Origin of the sequence: Bradyrhizobium sp. BWA-3-5 (assembly GCF_032917985.1) — a bacterium.
In the GTDB taxonomy this organism is placed as follows: Bacteria; Pseudomonadota; Alphaproteobacteria; order Rhizobiales; family Xanthobacteraceae; genus Bradyrhizobium.
On sequence record NZ_CP136626.1, the window covers coordinates 3,100,308 to 3,118,776 of the forward strand.

General features: G+C 63.3%; 15 protein-coding genes and 2 pseudogenes. 9 read left to right on the forward strand and 8 right to left on the reverse strand.

Going from position 1 to position 18,469, the window contains the following annotated elements; all coding sequences use genetic code 11:
• Positions 1 to 200 precede the first annotated feature (200 nt).
• Together RX331_RS14780 and RX331_RS14785 are read left to right on the forward strand one after the other, a co-directional pair.
• Positions 201 to 5,357 carry a beta strand repeat-containing protein gene (locus RX331_RS14780; RefSeq protein WP_317257243.1) on the forward strand — a complete coding sequence of 1,719 codons (5,157 nt, stop codon included), beginning with the start codon at positions 201 to 203 and terminating at the stop codon, positions 5,355 to 5,357.
• 347 nt (positions 5,358 to 5,704) lie between these two features.
• Positions 5,705 to 7,450, forward strand: coding sequence for a ShlB/FhaC/HecB family hemolysin secretion/activation protein (locus tag RX331_RS14785; protein WP_317257244.1), 1,746 nt, complete (start codon positions 5,705 to 5,707; stop codon positions 7,448 to 7,450).
• 32 nt (positions 7,451 to 7,482) lie between these two features.
• Here RX331_RS14785 and RX331_RS14790 read toward each other — a convergent pair whose 3' ends face one another.
• The 5 genes from RX331_RS14790 to RX331_RS14810 form a co-directional block, all read right to left on the reverse strand.
• Positions 7,483 to 8,637: a serine hydrolase gene (locus RX331_RS14790; protein WP_317257245.1), complete on the reverse strand. Its 1,155-nt coding sequence runs from the start codon at positions 8,635 to 8,637 to the stop codon at positions 7,483 to 7,485.
• A 37-nt stretch (positions 8,638 to 8,674) separates the two neighbouring features.
• Entirely contained in the window at positions 8,675 to 9,559 is an 885-nt protein-coding gene (locus tag RX331_RS14795; protein WP_317257246.1) for a dienelactone hydrolase family protein, read from the reverse strand.
• Between the two features lie 411 nt (positions 9,560 to 9,970).
• Positions 9,971 to 10,477: a hypothetical protein gene (locus RX331_RS14800; protein WP_317257247.1), complete on the reverse strand. Its 507-nt coding sequence runs from the start codon at positions 10,475 to 10,477 to the stop codon at positions 9,971 to 9,973.
• A 134-nt stretch (positions 10,478 to 10,611) separates the two neighbouring features.
• Positions 10,612 to 11,499, reverse strand: a complete 888-nt coding sequence (locus RX331_RS14805; RefSeq protein WP_317257248.1) for an alpha/beta hydrolase — start codon at positions 11,497 to 11,499, stop codon at positions 10,612 to 10,614.
• Between the two features lie 23 nt (positions 11,500 to 11,522).
• The gene (locus tag RX331_RS14810) at positions 11,523 to 11,987 is read right to left on the reverse strand and encodes a GNAT family N-acetyltransferase (protein WP_317257249.1); all 465 of its coding nucleotides are present in this window, start codon (positions 11,985 to 11,987) and stop codon (positions 11,523 to 11,525) included.
• 287 nt (positions 11,988 to 12,274) lie between these two features.
• Between RX331_RS14810 and RX331_RS14815 the strand changes: the two genes are divergently transcribed.
• Both RX331_RS14815 and RX331_RS14820 read left to right on the forward strand, forming a co-directional pair.
• Positions 12,275 to 12,730: an Hsp20 family protein gene (locus RX331_RS14815; protein ID WP_317257250.1), complete on the forward strand. Its 456-nt coding sequence runs from the start codon at positions 12,275 to 12,277 to the stop codon at positions 12,728 to 12,730.
• 87 nt (positions 12,731 to 12,817) lie between these two features.
• A complete protein-coding gene (locus RX331_RS14820; RefSeq protein ID WP_317257251.1) occupies positions 12,818 to 13,135 on the forward strand; it encodes a hypothetical protein in 318 nt (105 codons plus the stop codon).
• A gap of 133 nt (positions 13,136 to 13,268) precedes the next feature.
• Here RX331_RS14820 and RX331_RS14825 read toward each other — a convergent pair whose 3' ends face one another.
• Complete coding sequence (locus RX331_RS14825) at positions 13,269 to 13,898, reverse strand: transglutaminase-like cysteine peptidase (RefSeq protein WP_283034020.1); 630 nt, start codon at positions 13,896 to 13,898, stop codon at positions 13,269 to 13,271.
• A gap of 156 nt (positions 13,899 to 14,054) precedes the next feature.
• On the opposite strand from RX331_RS14825, the gene RX331_RS14830 reads away from it, so the two are divergent.
• Complete coding sequence (locus RX331_RS14830; protein ID WP_317257252.1) at positions 14,055 to 14,243, forward strand: hypothetical protein; 189 nt, start codon at positions 14,055 to 14,057, stop codon at positions 14,241 to 14,243.
• On the opposite strand, the gene RX331_RS14835 is transcribed toward RX331_RS14830, so the two are convergent.
• Both RX331_RS14835 and RX331_RS14840 read right to left on the reverse strand, forming a co-directional pair.
• Positions 14,230 to 14,847, reverse strand: coding sequence for a PilZ domain-containing protein (locus RX331_RS14835; RefSeq protein WP_057843932.1), 618 nt, complete (start codon positions 14,845 to 14,847; stop codon positions 14,230 to 14,232). The genes RX331_RS14830 and RX331_RS14835 overlap by 14 nt on opposite strands.
• A 179-nt stretch (positions 14,848 to 15,026) precedes the next feature.
• The gene (locus RX331_RS14840) at positions 15,027 to 15,455 is read right to left on the reverse strand and encodes a host attachment protein (protein ID WP_317257253.1); all 429 of its coding nucleotides are present in this window, start codon (positions 15,453 to 15,455) and stop codon (positions 15,027 to 15,029) included.
• Between RX331_RS14840 and RX331_RS14845 the strand changes: the two are divergent.
• From RX331_RS14845 to RX331_RS14860, 4 genes and pseudogenes are all read left to right on the forward strand, one after another.
• Positions 15,438 to 15,500: pseudogene (locus RX331_RS14845) on the forward strand (hypothetical protein); the annotation flags it as partial. The gene RX331_RS14840 and the pseudogene RX331_RS14845 sit on opposite strands and share 18 nt — an antisense overlap.
• 157 nt (positions 15,501 to 15,657) lie before the next feature.
• Positions 15,658 to 16,885, forward strand: a pseudogene (locus tag RX331_RS14850) (SLC13 family permease).
• Positions 16,886 to 16,976: 91 nt separating this feature from the next.
• Entirely contained in the window at positions 16,977 to 17,750 is a 774-nt protein-coding gene (locus tag RX331_RS14855; protein ID WP_317257254.1) for an enoyl-CoA hydratase-related protein, read from the forward strand.
• 135 nt (positions 17,751 to 17,885) lie between these two features.
• Positions 17,886 to 18,446: a hypothetical protein gene (locus tag RX331_RS14860; RefSeq protein ID WP_317257255.1), complete on the forward strand. Its 561-nt coding sequence runs from the start codon at positions 17,886 to 17,888 to the stop codon at positions 18,444 to 18,446.
• Positions 18,447 to 18,469: the final 23 nt, after the last annotated feature.

The following is an 18,469-nucleotide window of genomic DNA, read 5'->3' on the forward strand; positions in this document are numbered from 1 at the left end:
TGCGCTTGGCCAGCTGGCCCGCGCCTTTCCGTTGCCGTCCAGTATTCGCAATTTTCTGAAAAATTGCGTCTGTTCTTTGATGCATCCTTAGATGGTCGCTTGCCACGGTGCGGTTCCGTGCATGGAACTCGTATGCGTCTGACAAAGAACTTGCGGAGATGGAAAGCCTTGCGGTGCCGCCTTAAGCGGATGGTGGTTCGATGATCGTCTCATCCACGTCCTGTCTCTCGTCAGCCATCAAATCGTGCACCCGGGATTTTCGAACTTCCGTCAGCTCCATTGCGCTGTTGTTCGGCCTTGGATGCGCGCAGCCGTTGATGGCGCAGTCGCTGCCGAGCGGCGGCACGGTGATAAGTGGTAGCGTTGCGATCGGCAAGACGTCGCCGACTAGCCTGACGGTCACGCAATCGAGCGCGACCGGCATCGTCAACTGGTCGAACTTTTCGGTCGGGCAGGGCAACCAGGTCCAGTTCAATAACGGCAGCGGGGCGACGCTCAACCGCGTGACCGGCAATGTGCCGTCGTCGATCAACGGTGTCGTCTCGGCAACCGGTTCGGTCTATCTCGTCAATCCGTCGGGAGTTGTGGTCGGGCCGACCGGCGTGGTCAAGACCGGCGGCAGCTTCGTCGCTTCGACGCTGGATGTGAAGGATGCGGATTTCCGCGCCGGCGGCGCGCTGACCTTCAGCGGCAACAGCAACGCCTCGGTGGTGAACCTTGGCAAGATCGGCTCCTCGAACGGCGATGTCGTTCTGGTTGCGCGCCAGGTCCGCAATGAAGGGTCGCTGAACGCGCGCAACGGCACCGCGGCGATGGCCTCCGGCAGCGAGGTATTGCTGAACGACGGCGCGCTCGGCAACGGCAAGGTCATGGTGCGGCGGGCGGCCCAGGATGGCGAGATCCGCAACAGCGGTGCGATCCGCGCCACGGAAGTCGAGTTGCGCGCCAATGGCGGCAACATCTACGCGCTGGCCGGCAATACCGGCGGCGCGATAAAGGCAACCGGCGTTGCGAACAAAGGCGGGCGGATATTCCTCACCTCCGAGGGCGGCTCGGTCAAGGTGACGCAAAAGGTCGTGGCGCGGCGTCTGCAGGCAGATACGGCGCCGCCGCGCTCGTCCAGCGGCGGCGACGTCGTTGTCAGCGGCAATAAGGTTTTGGTTGGCGGCACGATCGAAGCGAAGGGCAAAGGCGGTGCCGGCGGCACCGTGGTGGTGACCGGCAAGGACGTCACGCTGACCTCCGCCGCACGCATCGACGCCGCCGGTACATCCGGTGGCACCGTCTTGATCGGCGGCGACCGCGCCGGCGGATCGGACGCGGGGCGAAAATTCCTGCCGCAGGCCATCGCGAATGCGCAGAACACGACGATCGAGGCGGGGGCGACGATCACGGCTGACGGCACCTCCGGCGCAGGCGGCAACGTCGTCGTGTGGTCGGACGGCACGACCGCGTTCGGCGGGAGGATCAGCGCTACCGGGCTGCGCGGCGGCTTCATCGAGACCTCGGGGCATGCGTTCAACTTCGCCGGCGGTAGCGTCAATGCCGGCCGCGGCGGCACCTGGCTGCTCGATCCGGCGGATCTGACGATCGATGCGACGCTCGCCGGCACCATCGCGACCGCGCTGAACGGCGGCAGCAACGTCACCCAGGAGACGAACGCATCCGGCAGCGGCGGCAATGGCGACATCACGGTGGCAAGCGGGATAAGTTGGGCGAGCGATGCGACGCTGACGCTCAGCGCCTATCGGAACATTGCGATCAACGCCAACATCGCGAGCGCCGGTGGCGGCGGTGTCGTGCTGCATGCCGACAATGCGGCCACGGGTACCGGCACCGTGACGTTCGGCGGCGGCCAGGTGTCGACCGCGGGAACGGTGTCGATCTTCTACAGTCCGATCGGCAGCAGCTCGACCGTCAACGCCACCAAATATACGGCGCCGACACAGACGAGCTTCGCCGGCAACGTCATCGGCGGCGCCACGCTCAATACCTATATGCTGGTCAACACCGTCTACGACCTGCAGAACATGCAGAACAATCTGTCCGGCACCTTTGCGCTCGGCCGCGACGTCGATGCCGGCATCACATCCACCTGGAATAGCGGCGCCGGGTTCCAGCCGATCGGGACCGGCAACAGTTTTGCCGGAAAGCTGGACGGCCAGGGCCACGCGATCGCGGGCCTCTTCATCAATCGGCCGTCGAGCGACTTTGTCGGATTGTTCAGCTACCTCGATAGCGGCTCGTTGGTATGCAATGTCGGGCTGCTCGGCGGCTCCGTCACCGGTCGCGGATCGGTGGGAGCGCTCGCCGGCGCCAACCTTGGTGCTGTCGTGCAGTCCTATGCGACCAGTGCGGTCACGGCCAGTGACGGCAATGTGGGCGGTCTGGTCGGGGGCAACAGCGGCTCCATCTCACAGTCCTATGCCACTGGAGCCGTCACCGGCACCAATCAGGTCGGTGGGCTCGTCGGCTACAACGGCGGCACTGTCACGCAATCCTACGCGACCGGAGCGGTGAACGGCGCTTCCGGTGTCGGAGGGCTGATCGGCGACAATGGCGGCACCGTCACGCAGTCCTACTGGGACAGCTACACGACGGGTCAGGCGGCCGGAATTGGCACCGGCACCGCGTCGAGCGGCGTAATGGAAGTGACGAGCGACCCTGCGCAGTCGGGTGCGGCAAACGATGCGTTCAGGCAAAGCGCCTATGTTGGTTTCGACTTCACCGCCGGCAAGAGCGCTAGCGGTTGGTTCATGGTCGACGGCCGGACCCGACCATTCGGCCAGTGGGAATATGCCACCAATATTTCAAACGCCCATCAGCTCCAGTTGATGGCGATGGACCTCAGCGCGAGCTACAAGCTCACATCGAACGTTGATTTCTCGAACGGCCTTGCTTCCGGCGGCAAATATCCTGATATGTGGTCGTCCGCCGGCTTCTCGCCGATCGGCGATTTATCCAGCCAGTTCATCGGGAGTTTCGACGGTCAGAACCACGTGATCTCGAACCTTGCGATCAACCTGCCATCGACCAATTATGTCGGACTGTTCGGTTACGCCTCAGCCGGAGCCACGCTGAGCAATATCAGCTTGCAGGCCGCGAATCTTACCGGACTGAATCGCGTCGGCATCCTGGTCGGCCTGTCAAACGGGACCATCAGCAATGCCTCGGCGACCGGTACGGTTGCAGCCACAGGCCTTGGTGGCGGACTGGCAGGTGAGAGTGGGGGTAAGGTCGCCAACAGTTGGGCGGCCGTCACGGTAGCTGGAGTTACCACGACCAGTTCCTCCATGGGTGGTCTCATTGGATGGAATAACGCAGGCGGCATCATCCAGGACAGCTACGCGACGGGCGACGTCACGGCCGGCAGCGGGGGTACGCGCGCCGGCGGCCTCACCGCTCAGAGCAACGGCAGCATTCTCAGGAGCTATGCCACCGGAGCGGTCAGCGGCGGCAGCCAGGGAGTCGGCGGCCTGGTCGGCTACAACGTCTCGACCATCGTTGATTCCCATGCGACCGGGGCTGTGATTTCCACGGCGTTCAGCGGAGGACTGGTCGGCTACAACGCCAGCGGTGCAGCCATCATCGGGTCCTATGCGACCGGTGCCGTGACCTCCACATCGTTCGGCGGGGGATTGCTCGGCATCAACTCGGTGGGAGCTTCCGTCGACCGGTCCTACGCGACCGGAGCTGTTAGCGTGACGTCGTCAACCGCCACCACATTGTCGGGCGGTGGACTGGTTGGCAGCAACTCCGGAGCCGTCACCCGATCCCATGCGACCGGCGGCGTCGACGTTTCGTCGACGTCTGCGGCGGCCATCGCCACGGCTGCGGGCGGGCTGCTTGGCAGCAATGGCAGCACGGCTACGCTCGCACAATCCTATGCGACCGGTGCAGCCAGCGCTACCTCCGCTGCCGGTTCAGCCATGGCAGGGGGATTGATCGGCAGAAGCGTCGGCGCGGCCGCTGTCACACAGTCCTACGCGACCGGTGCGGCCGGTGCCACCTCCATTGCCGGGTCAACGATGGCGGGCGGACTGATCGGCAGCCACACCAGCAGCGGCACGGTCACGCAGACATACGCGACCGGAGCGGCGAGCGCCGTCTCGGCATCCGGCACCGCGATGGCCGGCGGCCTGGTTGGATCGGTCACCGGCACCGGCACCGGCGCGATCACGTCGACCTACTGGGACACCGATACGTCCGGAAAGACGAACGCGGTTGGCAGCGGCGCCAGCGCCGGCATCACCGGCCTCACCACCGGCCAGATGCAAAATCCGGCGAACTTCGCGTCGACTTACGCGGGCTGGGATTTTTCCACCGTCTGGTCGGCGCCGAGCATCGGCTATTACCCGCAGCTCTACGGCGTCAATTTCGTGCTGCGGGTCAATCCGGTCAACGCGTCGCGGATCTATGGCGATGCCAATCCGGCGTTCACCTATTCGGTATACGGGCTGCATGACGGCAATACGGCCGGAGTCATCAACGGACTCTCGGTATCGACGGCGGCGACGTCGACGTCGGGTGTCGGTGTCTACGCCATCACTGCCACCGGCGGCAGCGCCGTCAGCGTTTCCGGGCAGGCCTATCGCTTCATCGATACACCGGGCACGCTGACCATTACGCCGCGTTCGATCACGGTGACGGCCGACAACCGGAGCCGCGCCTATGGCGATGCCAACCCTGCGCTGACCTGGCGGGTCGGCGGAGCCGGCCTCGTCAACGGCGATACGCTGTCGGGCACGCTGGCGACACCGGCGACGGCGGTCAGCAATGTCGGCGTCTACGGCATCACGCAGGGCACGCTGGGCTCACCGAACTATGCGATATCCTCTTTCATCGGCGCCAACCTCACGGTGACGCCGCGCGCCATCACCGTGACCGCCGACGCCAAGAGCCGCACCTTTGGCGATGCCAATCCGGCGCTGACCTATCGGATCGGTGGGGCAGGCCTCGTCAACGGCGATACGCTCTCCGGCGCGCTCGCGACATCGGCGACCATTTCCAGCGCGGCCGGTGTCTACGGCATCACGCAGGGTACGCTCGCGGCGTCATCGAACTATGCCTTCTCCTTCGTTGGTGCTGATCTCACGGTTACGCCGGCGGCCACGCCGCGCGCGCCGACCGCGGATCTCGCATCGTATGCGAGATCGCGGGTGTCTCTGCCTGCGCCGCAGCCGCCCGAGCAGTTGCGGCTTCCCGAAGGCCTCGAAGAGTCATCGCCGGCGATCACCTGCAATTCCAGGCGATGTCTTGAACTGCCTCATCCCCATAACCGGCGGATCGGTACGCGCGCCAGGTTCATCGACACGACGGTCAGTCGCGATCGTTTGCCGGCGTTTGCCGACAATTGATTTCTGTCTGTGCGTGACCACACGCATCGCGTGTTGATATCGAATATTCGTCTTTTCGGAAGTGGCGTTTGTGCTTTCAGGAAGACCTCCAAACGCATCAGCACACGCAATGATTGGTGCTATCGCCCGCGATTCAATTTACACGTTGTAGTTCTGCCGCATATGGAACTCAACTTAAACCGTTATTAAGTGATCAACCATAATGGTTGACGCATTCATTGTTCGCCGTGTGTGCGACAGAACGTCGGAACGTGCAGACTCATGCGAACCCACACGTCGACACCGCAAGGCCTGCGCGGGTTGCGGTCGTCATGATGCCGCGGCTTCCGCAACACGGCGGAGCGCGCGTGGCGCGTCGCGCGCGCGGCATCCGCATCGGTTGCGCGCTGATGATGGCTTGCGCTGTTGCGGCCGCGCCTGACCGCGCAGTGCAGGCGCAGATGGTGGAACGCAATCTGCCGCCGGAGCCGCCGCGCCGTCCTAGCGCGATCAAGCTCGGCACCGACGATCTTCTGAGGAGCGACGACGCGACACCGCTCGGCGTGAATCTTCAAGGCATCGTCCTGGTCGGTCCAGACGCCAACGCAAAACCGGCTGCCGGCGCGAAGGGCATCGATGTCAGTCAGGTCAGCGGCATCGACGCCGTCGGCCTGCGCGAGCAGCTCACGCCGTTTCTTGATCGCCCGTTCAGCCGCAAGCTGATTGCCGAAGTGCAGGCGAAGGTGGCCGCGGTCTATCGCGAAGCCGGGCGTCCATTCGTATCGATCACGCTGCCGCCGCAGGAAGTATCGAGCGGCGTGCTTCAATTGCGGGTCATCGCGTTCAAGGTCGCCGGCATCAGGGTGACAGGCGCCGCGGCGGAAAACTATCCGCAAGACCGCATCCGCCTCGTTCCCGGTCAGGAGATCGATGCGCGCAAGCTCGAGACCGATCTCGACTGGGCCAACCACAATCCGTTTCGCCAGGTCGAAGCGGTGTTCGGCCCCGGCAAGGATCTCGGCATGACCGACGTCAACATCCAGGTAACAGACCGCAAGCCGTGGCAGGTCTATGCCGGCTACGCCAACAGCGGCACGCGCGCGACGGATCGTAACCGGTATTATGTCGGCGCCAACGGGGCGCCTTCGGCCGATATCTTTGCGTCCTATCAGCTCACCGGCAGCAGCAATTTCTGGGTCGATGACGGGCTGTTCAACCGGCCCGACGATGCGAAATATGTCAGTCAGGCGGGACGGCTGCTCACGCCGCTCGGGCTGCGCACCAGCCTCGAAGTGGTCGGCGATCACGTGCTGACCAACGAGCGGCCGAACGAGCTGTTCCGGATCAAGACGCAGACGAGCCAGGCGTCGGCGATCATTCGCACGGCGCTCTCCAATCTGGCGCCGCAGGCAACCGGCGATCTGCTCGGCGGCGTCGAGCTCAAGCATCAGCTGCGTACGACCATCTTCGACGGCACGCCGGTCGCCGAAGGCAGCGCCGACGTCGCCCAATTGGTGGTGGGGTGGAACGGGCGCTGGTCGGACAATCTCGGCACCAACACTCTGGACGTCCGTCTCAAGTCCAATCCCAGTGGCATCCTCTCCGGCAACAATTCTACGGCCTGGAGCGCCTTCACCAATGGGCGCGTCACCAACGTGCAGACCAATCTCGTAGCCCTCGACTATGGCCGCGTGACGCCGTTGCCGAAGGGTTTGTCGCTGAAATCGGAAGTCACCGTGCTGGCGTCCTCCAAGCCGCTTCCGGACACCGAGCGTGTCTCGCTCGGCGGCATCAACACCGTGCGCGGCTATGTGACCGAGGACGGCGTGGTCGACCAAGCCCTGATCCTGCGCAACTCGCTCTATTTCTCCTCGCCCGGCCTGCCGTCCTGGATGCCCGGCACGCTGGCGCCGTTTTTACTCGCCGACGCCGGGTGGGGGCGGGACCTGTTCTCCAGGCGCGACACCACGCTGTCCTCGCTTGGAGCCGGACTGGATTTTGCGGCAGGAACGAACTTCAACTCAAAACTGCTGGCGGCGAGGGCGATGAGTGACGGGCAATATAGCCGGGCCGGCTCCTGGCGCGTATCGGTGCAGGCCTCGATGAGCTATTGAGGGCATCACGTAGCGGGTTGGCGCCCACATGTTCACCCCGGCAGCGAGATCCCTCGCAAGACATCCCTGAAAACGCCGGCCTGAACTTGAAACGCTTGCGTGCTGTAGTCCTGGTAGTACCCCGCAGTCACCACGACAACGAGATCGAGCTCCGGGACGATACGAATCGACTGCCCGCCTCGACCGAGCGCGGCGGCCCAGTGGATCTCGCGCCCATTGACGAGCGAGCGGCCGAGCCACCATAGATATCCATAGAAATATGGACCCGTGGCTTCCAGCCGTGGTCTCATCGAAGCGTCGATCCATGCCTTCGAAACGATCTGACGATCGTTCCATCGGCCGCCGGCAAGAACAAGCTGGCCGATTTTCGCCATATCACGCGGTCGCAAACGCAATCCGCCACCGGCATCGGAATCGCCCTTCACCCTGATCCATTCGAACTCGGTAATACCCAGGGGCCCGAACAACGCTTCGCGGGCAAACTCGTCGAGAGGGACTCCGGTGGCCTTGCGGACTATGGCTGACAGCAGCGTCAGCGCGCCGGTGTTGTAGAAAAATTCTTGTCCGGGCGGCGCAGCCGACGCAAGGCTGAGGACATAACGACACGGATCCGGCGCCACATGCATGCGCTGCTCGTCATTGTTGCCCTCGTTGCTCGGGATGGCTTCCACCCATTTCAGACCCAGCGACATGGTGAGCACGTGCAACAATTGGAGGCGGTCCTTTTCGGGGGAACGCAAGTCGGCCAATTCGGGGAAGAAACTGAAGATCGGCTCGTTGACGCTGCGTATCAGGCCGCGATCGATCGCGATCCCGAGCGCAAGTGACGCGACGCCCTTCGTAACCGACTTAACGTTGTGCAGCGTGCCGGCATCGAAAGCTACGTTTTCGACGCGGCGGCCGCTGATCTCGTCGGTATTGCGGAAGTAGCGTTCGAACGCCAGCTTGCCACCGCGTGCGACGAGAACGGCATGAACGTTGGCGCCGGAAGCCACGAGCCGATCGGCCATCCTGCACAGCGCGGCGCGGTCGATGAGCTTGTCCTCATTGCCGGAGGCGAGGGGCCAGCCGTCGTGGCGTGCCGCCGGAACGCCGCAGTCGTCGGCCACGTCGGCGTAGACACGTGGGGCAACGAGCGGCGCCAACGCGGCGCTACCGAGTAGTGAAACAAACTGGCGCCGTCTCATTTTGGTCCCCTCGCACACGGCTATTGAGGCGGCCCGGCTAGCCGAGCACGGCGTACTTCTTGAACCAGGCCTGCATCTGGGACCAGGCGTCCTCGGCCGCGTCCTTGCGGTAGCTCGGGCGATAGTCGGCGTGGAAGCCGTGCGGGGCGCCGGGGTAGATCTTGAGCTCGGCGGTCTTCTTGTCGGCCGCCAGCGCCGCCTTGAAGGCTTCCACCTGCGCCACCGAGATTCCGGCATCGGCCTCGCCGTAGAGGCCGATGACCGGCGCCTTCATCTCGCCCGCGAGCTGGGTCGGGCTCTTCGGCCAGGCCGGGTTGGGCGGATCGACCAGCGAGCCATAGAACGCGGCGCCGGCCTTGAGCGTACCGCTGTGGGCGGCATATTCCCAGACCGTTCGCCCGCCGCGGCAGAACCCGACGATGCCGAGCCGCGCGGTATCGCCGCCCTGCGACTTGGCCCAGGCAACCGTGCTGTCGAGATCGGACAACAGCTCGGCGTCCGGCTTCGAATTCACCAGCGGCATCAGCTGCGGAATGTCGGTGATCTTGCTCAGGTCGCCCTTGCGGAAATAATAGTCCGGCGCCACTGCGAGCGCGCCGAGCTTGGCGAGGCGCCGCGTCACGTCCTTGATGTATTCGTGCAGGCCGAAAATCTCCATCGCCACCAGCACCACCGGCGGATTGCTGACGCCGGCCGGCCGCGCGAAATAGCCGGGCATCTCGCCGTCCGTAACCTTGATCTTGGCCTCGCCGTCGGCAAGCCCGCCGGTATCGGTCTTGATCGCGTCGGCGCGCACCGGCCCGGCCGCCAGCGTGTAGCCTGCGGTCACCGCGGCGGATGCCGTCATGAAACCGCGACGCGAGAACGGCGCGACCTTGGTCAATCCGATGACATCTGACGTCAGTTGGGGTTCGGCGCTCATTGGCAGGTCCTCCTTTTGGGGAGGCGCATTCAGCTTGCAAACGGGCGCGAACGCAAATCACCGGCTTGCGAGAGGGCCGCCGGCCGGGGGAGCTCGATCGTCCAAAAATCAGGCAAAAAACAAGGCCGTCGACGCAGTATACCGTCAACGACCTTGCCAGCCCCGGATATTGAAATCGGCTCACGCCATCCGGTGAATTTCAGCATGACCGGGAATCTTGCGGGGATATGTGAACCAGTTCACAAAGGCGCAAAAAACTTGCGACATCGGATATCTTAACGGTGGAAAGTATCCCGCCGACGAGGCCACGGGCGGGCCTAGCCTGTGAAAGGAGCACGCCAATGTTGCCGAACACAGGATATCGGCCCGTCATATCGGCCCGTCGCGTGGGGAGGCGTCGCCCCGGGGCAGCTAGCCGCGCGCCTTGGCACGGCCGCGGTTTGCCGACCTGCCTGAGCGGGGCGCTGCCTTGACTGACCGCTTGCGCGGCGAGGGGGCGGCGGCGGGTTCGGAGGCCTGCGCACTGGCGAAGGATTGGCGCAGCCCGTCGACAGCTTCGGTCAGCGTGCCGAGCTGCTCGGAAAGCTTCTTGGTGTCGGCCTGCTGCGCGGCGAGCAGGCGGCGCACCGTCAACAGCTGATCCTGCACCATCTGCAACTGGTCGATCGATTCCTGCTGGGTCGCCTCCAATCCCTTGGTCTTCTCGACCAGTTGCTCGGATGCCTGCGTGGCGCGCGCCTGCAACTGCCGGGCCGCAACCGCGCGATCGGTCTCCGGCGCGCTGCCGGTATAGGCGCGCCAGAGGGCGATAGAACTAACTCCAAGTACAACAGCAATGAGAGCCACAGCGGCGATCGCAATCGGCTGACCGCCGAAACGCACGATGGGGCTGGCACTCCGGGGGCCGAGTTCGATCATGCGACTTCAAATCCGGACGTGATTCCAAAGTTCCAAAATAGCACAGGGCGGACTCGGCTAAAACCCGGGATTTGCCGGAAATGTCTGGAATCGCGAACAAAACAGCTTCTGAATGGCCCCAGCGGACGCCTGGGCTAACGCATCTGCGCCCGGATGAACTGGCCGGCGCGTGCCAGCGCGCGGCGGCCGTCCTCGAGATGGGCATTCCAGACCGGCCACGCATGGATCATGTGCGGCCAGATTTGCAGCGTCACATCGACGTCAGTCGCGCCCGCGGCCTCGGCAAGCCGCGTGGCGTCGGCCAGCAATGTCTCGGCCGATCCGACCTGAATCAGGATGGGCGGCAATCGCGAGAAATCGGCGAACAGGGGCGAGATCAGCGGGTCCCGGCGATCGATCGATGGCGGCGCATAGCCGTCCGCCAGTTCGTCGAGATAGGCCTTGTGGATCAGCGGATCGACGGCGTCCTTGGTCCTTAGCGTGCCGCCTGACATCGTGAGGTCGGTCCACGGCGAGAGCAGCCAGGCGCAGGCCGGCAATTCTTCGTTGGTGGCGCGCAGGCGCTGGATCAAGCCGAGCGCCAGGTTGCCTCCGGCGCTGTCGCCGCCGATAGCAATGCTTGATGCCGCAATGCCCTGTCGGCGCAGAAAGCGCCACGCGGTGAGGGCGTCTTCATGGGCGGCGGGGTAGGGATGTTCGGGAGCAAGCCGATAGTCGATCGCCAGCGTGCGCGTACCCGCCGCGCGCCCGGCCTCCGTCACCAGGCGGCGATGGCTCAGAATCGAGCCCGAGCAGTATCCGCCGCCATGAAAATACAGCAGCACGCGCGAAGGTACGCTGCCTGAAACAATCGACCACTCGCCGGTAACGCCATCGCAATCGACCGCCTCGCATCGCACGTCCGGCGCCACCGGCCAAGTCGAGCCAACTTCGTCGAGACGTTCACGCCGTTCCGACCAGCCGACCGGCCGCGGCTTTGACGTCAGCAATTTGCGGATGGCATCGATTTCGCGTTCGGCCATGTCGTCCTCCCGGACCGTCCGCGCTACAACAGCCCGCGATAAACGCCGGGCTCGGAGCCCTCGATCGGTATCGCGCCGACCGTCTTTGCATAGAATTCGGCAGGACCGACTCCGCCGATGATGGCGTAGCCATATCCCTGCTGCTTCATGGCTTCGAGGCAATTGAACAGCAGTGCCCTGCCGATGCCGTGCTTCCTTTCGTTCGGGTCCACGCCCGTCGGCCCAAAGAAGTTGGGGCAGGTCGCGTCATGACAGGCAAATCCCAAAATGTTCTTTTGCCTGACGGCGATAAAGCAGGAGACCGGTTGTCGGGAAAACGCCACCTCGACTTCGCTGGCCCAGGCCTCGCTGAAGTTTTGCCGGACCCAGGCGACCACCTTGTGCTTTTCGGGGGCGAGCGCCCGCCGCGTCGTGATGCCGGCCTTGCCGAGACGCTCAAACGCGTCCCGGGAGGAAGGCAGCGCGTAAAGCTTGACCAGCATGTCCATCGGGCGGCGCTTTCCTTCCAGGATTCGGCCGGCGCATTATCGTCACTAGGCGCGCGCTCGTAAATCTCTGGGCCTCGGCTTTGAGGGAAAGCCAGGATACCCGGGTCGGGGCTCCTAGGGCTCCGCCAAAAAAATTTTAGCATCCCCCTTGAAACCAAATCCGGTTTTTCTAATTTTTTTGCTGCCGCCGCTGGGCGGTCCGGGCGCCTGACGGGCCCGGCCTTGAGACGGGCACCGGTCGTGTCCGGTGCCGCTCGTAACCAACTTGCTCCATGGAGGATTTGGCTATGCGCACATACGACTTCTCACCCCTCTGGCGCTCGACCATTGGCTTCGACCGCCTTTTCGACCTCGTCGAGACCGCGCAACGCGCCGGCGAGGATAACTACCCTCCCTACAACATCGAACGGCTGAGCGAAGACCGTTACCAGATCTCGCTCGCCGTGGCCGGCTTTGCCGTCGACGAGATTTCCGTGACCGCCGAGCAGAACACGGTGACGATCGAAGGCCGCAAGTCCGAGAAGGAGCAGCGCGAATATCTTTACCAGGGTATTTCCGCGCGGCCCTTCAAGCGTCAGTTCAGTCTTGCGGATCATGTGCAGGTGAAGAGCGCGTCCTTCGAGGACGGCCTGCTACGGATCGAATTGTTCCGTGAAGTGCCCGAAGCGATGAAGCCGCGCCAAATCGCGATCAACGGCACGGCGCCGAACAACGTTCAGCAGATCGAGGCGAAGGCGGCCTAAGCCCGCCACGCCCCGCGATAGAACCGCAGGCGCCCGCCCGAGCCTGTCGGGCGGGAGGCGTTCTCTATACTCGGGAGGACAAAATCGATGATTGATCAGGCAGACAATGTCTATGATCTGAATGCCGTGCTGCATCCGGGCACTGCGTTCGATCACCCCCTTGATGTGGTCGCCGACAAGACGCTTTCGCTCGCCGAAAAGCGCGCAATCCTCGCGTCCTGGGCGTCGGATGCGGCTGCGGTAACGTCAAATCCCGCGCTACGCGAATTGGCGGGCACGAGGCGCATCGTGACAATCGACGAGATTCTCGAAGCGCTCTCGATGCTCGACCACAAGCCCTCAGGCCCGCCTGGCGGCAAGCCGATGCGGCAGAAATCGACCTCGCGTGTGGCGCTGGCGGCGTGAGCTTTCGGCGCTACCCATATCCCAAAAAGGTTGCGGCCAGGCTTTGGGGGAAGCCTGGCCGCGCGCGAACCGGTCTGGGACGGGGAGGGGTGGGGATGTGACCGGGTCGCGGGTTCGTAAATTCCTTGTCTCGTTATCGATCGCGTGACGAAGCGGTGGCGACGGCAGGGCGGCTGTCACCAAGCGAGACCCAGACATTGGGATCGCTCTGCGACTGACGCTTGACGAAGCGGTAGCCGGTCTCGGTCCAGGCCAGAACGTTTTCGTTCTGGTTGTCGAGCACGAACTCACCCTTATCCGTCTTCACGGTCAGCACTGCGTGGCCTTCGCCCTTCTTGTCGCGCACCACCGTGATCAGCAGCGCTTCGCGCGGCCATCCGGCATCGACCAGCATCTTGCGCTTCAGAAGCACATAGTCCTCGCAGTCACCGTAACCGTCCGTCGGCAACGACCACTTCTCGATCACGCCCCAATGATCCATGTCCGTGATCGGCTTGACGGTCTCGTTGACCCACTTGTTGACCCGCAGCAGATCCCGCCATGCCGTCTGCGACAGCACGATGTCGCGCGGCTGCGAAGTGCCACCGCGGCATTCGCTGGCGTTTTCAGCGCAGAATTCGACCCAGCCGATCGGCGCACGTGCGGTCTCGCCCAGGCTGGCATAGAGCACGTCGCCGGCTTTCGCCGAGACGCACATCGAAGCGCTGATCCCTAAAAGGGCGGCGATAACAGCCAGTCCCTTTCCCCGTCCCCTGAATGACATTGTGGCCCCCGTTTTTTGTTGGGACCACGTTTCGCACAAAGGATTTGCGCCGCTGCTAAGTCAGGCAAGTAGATTTGACGCGAATGCCAGTAAAGCGCGCAGCGAATTCGAAACTATGCTTGCATCGAACTCGACTAAAATCTGAGACAACTGCAATTGATTCAAATTTTATCTATTAACGCCGGGGACGCTGGAACCGCAGGCGTTGCTGACGGAAAAGGCGACGGCATTAACCGACTTTGGCCGGTGCCAAACAGCGAAAAGGCGGCATCCTATCGCGCGGATACCACCTTTGAGGCTGAAAAGTCGGGATTTTTTGCCGGCTGGCGCTTTACCGCGCGGTAACTGCGTCTTCGAGCGTCTCGGCGACCTGCTCGTGGACGAACTCGAGCGCAAAGCCTTCCTCGAGGTTCCGCACCACGCGGGACTGGACCTTGCCGAGCATGACCAGGGATTTCAGGGGTGGGCGGTTCTCCGCGGCGATCGCGGCGCCCGACAGCGACAGGTCGATGATGCGGCAGGTCATCTTGCTGCCGTCCTCGAGGGTCAGGAGCGCGATCGGGTTGCGCGGCACGATACGGTCGTGGCGGCGGTCTTCCGGCAGGTTGAGGATATCGCGGTTGGCGAGCCAAGTGAGCTGAGCGGCCAGCTTATCGCGCTTGCGCGCGGTGGCGCCGACCGTCATGGCAAAGCCATTGTCGATGATGCGGGTGATCTTGCCCTCGACGCGGCCGATATGGTCGAGATAGGCGATCACGCGGTCGCCGACATTGCCGATGCCGGGCGCCAGCAGCGCGAGGCCACCCGGCGACATGTTAATGATCTGGCAAGGAAATTCGCGGCGATCGGGCAGCATGTAGCGGCCGAGCAGGTGGACCTTGACGCGCTGAAAGCGCCGCCGCTCCTCTGCGGACGGGACCGTGGTTGTTTTCTTTTGCGCAAACGACATTCTTCGCCACCAGACAGCCGGTCTTTCGGCGTCGCCAAGACCCTAAGGCCGACAGGGTTAACGATGTGTTATCAGCAGTTGCAAAAGCAGGTGATCGACCCGGATGAAGGTTGCGTCGCGCTCATCCGGGCGAATTTCTTGATCAGCGCCGGCTGAACAACCCGCGCGCTGCTCGGCCGTCAGGCGAGAAGTTGCTTCTCGATTTCATAGACCGGCATCTTGATCAGATCCTTGGCGATCTCGCCATGCAGGGCCTTTCGCACCACGGCCGAATAGTCCGTTCTGATCATGCCAAGCGCCCGGGGCGATGCAACCATCGTCAGGGCCGAGGTCTCGCCTGATGTGATCGCCGTGTCGAGCCGGCCGGCGAGCGTTTTCAAGAACAGCCGTTCGGATTCATCGTGCCAGTCGGTCTGTTCGATGGAGCTGCGCGCGCTGCCCGTCGACTGATGAACGCGGCCCGGCGCGTCGCTTCCCTGCGCATGCGTGGAGGAGTCTTCATGCTCATGCACTTCTCTTGTGTGCAGATTCGGAAACAGGTGATCGCCGCGGTGCTTGCCGGCATCCTTCTGCTGCCGACCCCCGCGGATTTGCCGGTCGCGGCCCATCGCATGGTCGCCATTCTCGGCTTCGCCGTGATCATCTGGATGACCGAGGCGATCGATTACGCGGTGTCGGCGGTGGTCATCGCCGCGCTGATGGCATCTTGCTCGGGCTGGCGCCGAGTGTCGCCAATCCCAAGGCTTGACGGGTACGAGCGCGGCGCTCGGTCTCGCGTTCGGCGGGTTTGCCAACACCGCGCTGGTGCTGGTGGCGGCCGCGCTGTTTCTGGCTGCGGCAAAGACCTCAACCGGGCTGGACCGGCGAATTGCGCTCACCATCCTGTCGAGGGTTGGCACGGAAACCAGGAATGTCGTGATCGGTACGATCGTGGTCGGCTTCGTGATCGCGCTGATGGTGCCGTCCACCACTGCGCGCGTCGCCTGTCTGGTGCCGATCACGCTCGGCATCATCGCCGCCTTCGGCGTCGACAGGCGCGGTGCCGTTGCCGGCATGCTGATGATCACGACGGTGCAGACCGCCAGCATCTGGAATGTCGGCATCAAGACAGCGGCAGCGCAGAACATGGTGGCCATTGGCTTCATTGAAAAGGCGTCCGGCAGGACCATCACCTGGCTGGACTGGCTGATCGCAGCCGGGCCCTTCGCTCGTGATGTGCATCGCGCTGTATTTCGTAATGACGCGGATGATGCCGGCGGAAGTTGCGCAGGTGCCGGGCGGCCGTGAGGGAATCCGCAAATCGCTGTCGGAGCTCGGGCCGATGACATCAGCCGAGATCAAACTGCTGCTGCTGTCGGTTGTCCTGATCGGATTCTGGGCGACCGAGGGCGTGCTGCACAAATTCGATACCAGTACGACGACGATCACCGCCGTCGCGCTGATGTTCCTGCCGGGATTCGGCATCATGACCTGGAAGGAGGCGCAGCCGAAGATACCGTGGGGCACGATCATCCTGTTCGGCGTCGGGATCAGCCTCGGCACGGCACTGCTGCAAACCACCGCGGCGACCTGGCTTGCCAATATCGTCGTCACGGCGTTCGGCCTGAAGAACGCGACGGCCTTGTTCATTCTTGCCGTGATGAGCCTGTTCCTGGTGGTGATTCACTTGGGCTTTGCGAGTGCCACCGCTTTGGCATCGGCGATGATCCCGATCGTCATCGCTGTGCTGAAGAGCGTCGTGACGCCGGGAATCAACATCATCGGCATGACGATGCTGCTGCAGTTCGTGGTGAGCTTCGGCTTCATTCTGGTGGTGAACGCGCCGCAGAATATGGTCGCCTATGGTACCGATACGTTCAGCGCACGCGATTTCGTCCGCACCGGACTGGCGCTGACCGCGGTTGCGCTAGTGCTCGTGATGGTGCTGGCTGCGACGTATTGGAGGTGGCTGGGCTACGTGTGGGGAAAGGCGCACAGCCCACCGTTCCGGGCGGCGACACTCTCCAAGAGCAGTGATTTCGGCAAATCCTGCGAATGACGATTGTGCTTCGTCGCATCGCTTCGGTAGCATTAGGGCTATCTGCCGCCCCTATCCGGGCCGGCCAAAAATGCTAGCGAACGGAGGGAAAATGCCGGGGGTGAAACGCGAGCGACACGGTAATGTCGGCATTCTGACATTGAACGAGCCGGCAAGCCTGAATGCGATGACGCCCGATTTGTTGGGCGACCTCGCCGTTGCGATTGCCGAGACGACCGGCGATCCAGACGTGAGGGCGCTGGTGCTGACGGGGGCCGGCCGCGGCTTTTGCTCGGGCCAGAATTTAAAGGCTGCGCAGATCCTCGGCGATGACATCGCGGCCGGCGTGATGAAATATTACTGGCCGGCGTTCAAGGCGATGCGCGAGTGCCGCGTGCCGATCGTGGTTGCCGTCAACGGCGTGGCCGCGGGCGGCGGATTCAGCCTTGCGATGGCCGGCGACATGATCGTCGCTGCGCGTTCAGCCCGCTTCATCCAGGTGTTCAGCCGCATCGCGCTGGTCCCTGATCTCGGTTCAACCTGGCTGTTGCCGCGTCTTATCGGCCGGCAGCGCGCGCTCGAACTGATGATGACCAACGAGGCGCTATCCGCCGATCAGGCCAAGGAGTGGGGCCTGGTCCGCGAGGTGTTTGATGACGCGGCGCTGCCCGACGGCGCGCTCGAACTGGCCCGCAAGCTCGCGAGCGGGCCGACGCGTGCGTTGGTCGCGACGCGCCGTCTGATCGACGAGAGCGAGCACGCGAGCTATGCCGACCAGTTCCGCCGCGAGATCGAGACGCAGGCGGAGATCCGCCTGAGCACCGACGCGCTCGAGGGGCGCAATGCGTTCATCGAGAAACGCGCCGCCGTCTTCACCGGACGCTGAGAAAGGATCGCGCAACATCAAGGTCGAGAACGGTTGCCGATCGCATAGCAGAATGGCCATGGGTTGGCGCGCGATACGCGTGGAACTTTTAATTCGGCTGGATGGTTGTTCAGTTGGGCTAAACAACAAGACTCCATGTCCAAATGGCATAAACAGTTTCTGTTTGGAATTTGGGGTCTTCTGCTGATCCCGCTGATCGCGCCTATCCTTGGAAAATGGCTGGTCGAAAGCGTCCTCTCCGATCCGAACGCGGCGGCTACGACAGTTTTTGAAGACCTTGTCGCACTGGACCGCCAGCGCTGGTTCAAATTTGCCGTGGTCTTCTGGACCGGTATCGTACTTGGCGTCTCATTAGAGTGGCTAAACCGGAAGTCGGATGAAAAGAGAGCTTCCGAGCTCCGGAGCCTCGGCTCTAAATTTCGCAGTCTTTCAGACAGCCTCAAAAATCGGACCGCGTCGTCAGGCTGGCCGGACAATGTGCCTGATCTCAAACCGGCAATCATGTCTGCATTCGTCTCCGCCAGGAAATTTCATCTGTGGGTCCCGGACGAGCACGTGTACCAATTGCCGGATGCGTCATTCCTTTGCGAGTACTTCAGATGTGTCGGCAAGCTGTTAGAGGATGGACAATTTGATAAGGCCAGCAAAGAGGCGCGCTCGTGGCAGCCATTTCTCGACAATGTGACGTTGTCTTGAGCTTCAAGCAACTGGCCGCGGTG

What these genes read in the sequence shown, in the direction of transcription:
- RX331_RS14780 (WP_317257243.1), top strand. Translation starts at nt 201, where the DNA reads ATGATCGTCTCATCCACGTCCTGTCTCTCGTCAGCCATCAAATCGTGC.
- RX331_RS14790 (WP_317257245.1), bottom strand. Translation starts at nt 8,637, where the DNA reads ATGAGACGGCGCCAGTTTGTTTCACTACTCGGTAGCGCCGCGTTGGCG.
- RX331_RS14795 (WP_317257246.1), bottom strand. Translation starts at nt 9,559, where the DNA reads ATGAGCGCCGAACCCCAACTGACGTCAGATGTCATCGGATTGACCAAG.
- RX331_RS14800 (WP_317257247.1), bottom strand. Translation starts at nt 10,477, where the DNA reads ATGATCGAACTCGGCCCCCGGAGTGCCAGCCCCATCGTGCGTTTCGGC.
- RX331_RS14805 (WP_317257248.1), bottom strand. Translation starts at nt 11,499, where the DNA reads ATGGCCGAACGCGAAATCGATGCCATCCGCAAATTGCTGACGTCAAAG.
- RX331_RS14810 (WP_317257249.1), bottom strand. Translation starts at nt 11,987, where the DNA reads ATGGACATGCTGGTCAAGCTTTACGCGCTGCCTTCCTCCCGGGACGCG.
- RX331_RS14815 (WP_317257250.1), top strand. Translation starts at nt 12,275, where the DNA reads ATGCGCACATACGACTTCTCACCCCTCTGGCGCTCGACCATTGGCTTC.
- RX331_RS14820 (WP_317257251.1), top strand. Translation starts at nt 12,818, where the DNA reads ATGATTGATCAGGCAGACAATGTCTATGATCTGAATGCCGTGCTGCAT.
- RX331_RS14825 (WP_283034020.1), bottom strand. Translation starts at nt 13,898, where the DNA reads ATGTCATTCAGGGGACGGGGAAAGGGACTGGCTGTTATCGCCGCCCTT.
- RX331_RS14835 (WP_057843932.1), bottom strand. Translation starts at nt 14,847, where the DNA reads ATGTCGTTTGCGCAAAAGAAAACAACCACGGTCCCGTCCGCAGAGGAG.
- RX331_RS14840 (WP_317257253.1), bottom strand. Translation starts at nt 15,455, where the DNA reads ATGGGCCGCGACCGGCAAATCCGCGGGGGTCGGCAGCAGAAGGATGCC.
- RX331_RS14855 (WP_317257254.1), top strand. Translation starts at nt 16,977, where the DNA reads ATGCCGGGGGTGAAACGCGAGCGACACGGTAATGTCGGCATTCTGACA.
- RX331_RS14860 (WP_317257255.1), top strand. Translation starts at nt 17,886, where the DNA reads ATGTCCAAATGGCATAAACAGTTTCTGTTTGGAATTTGGGGTCTTCTG.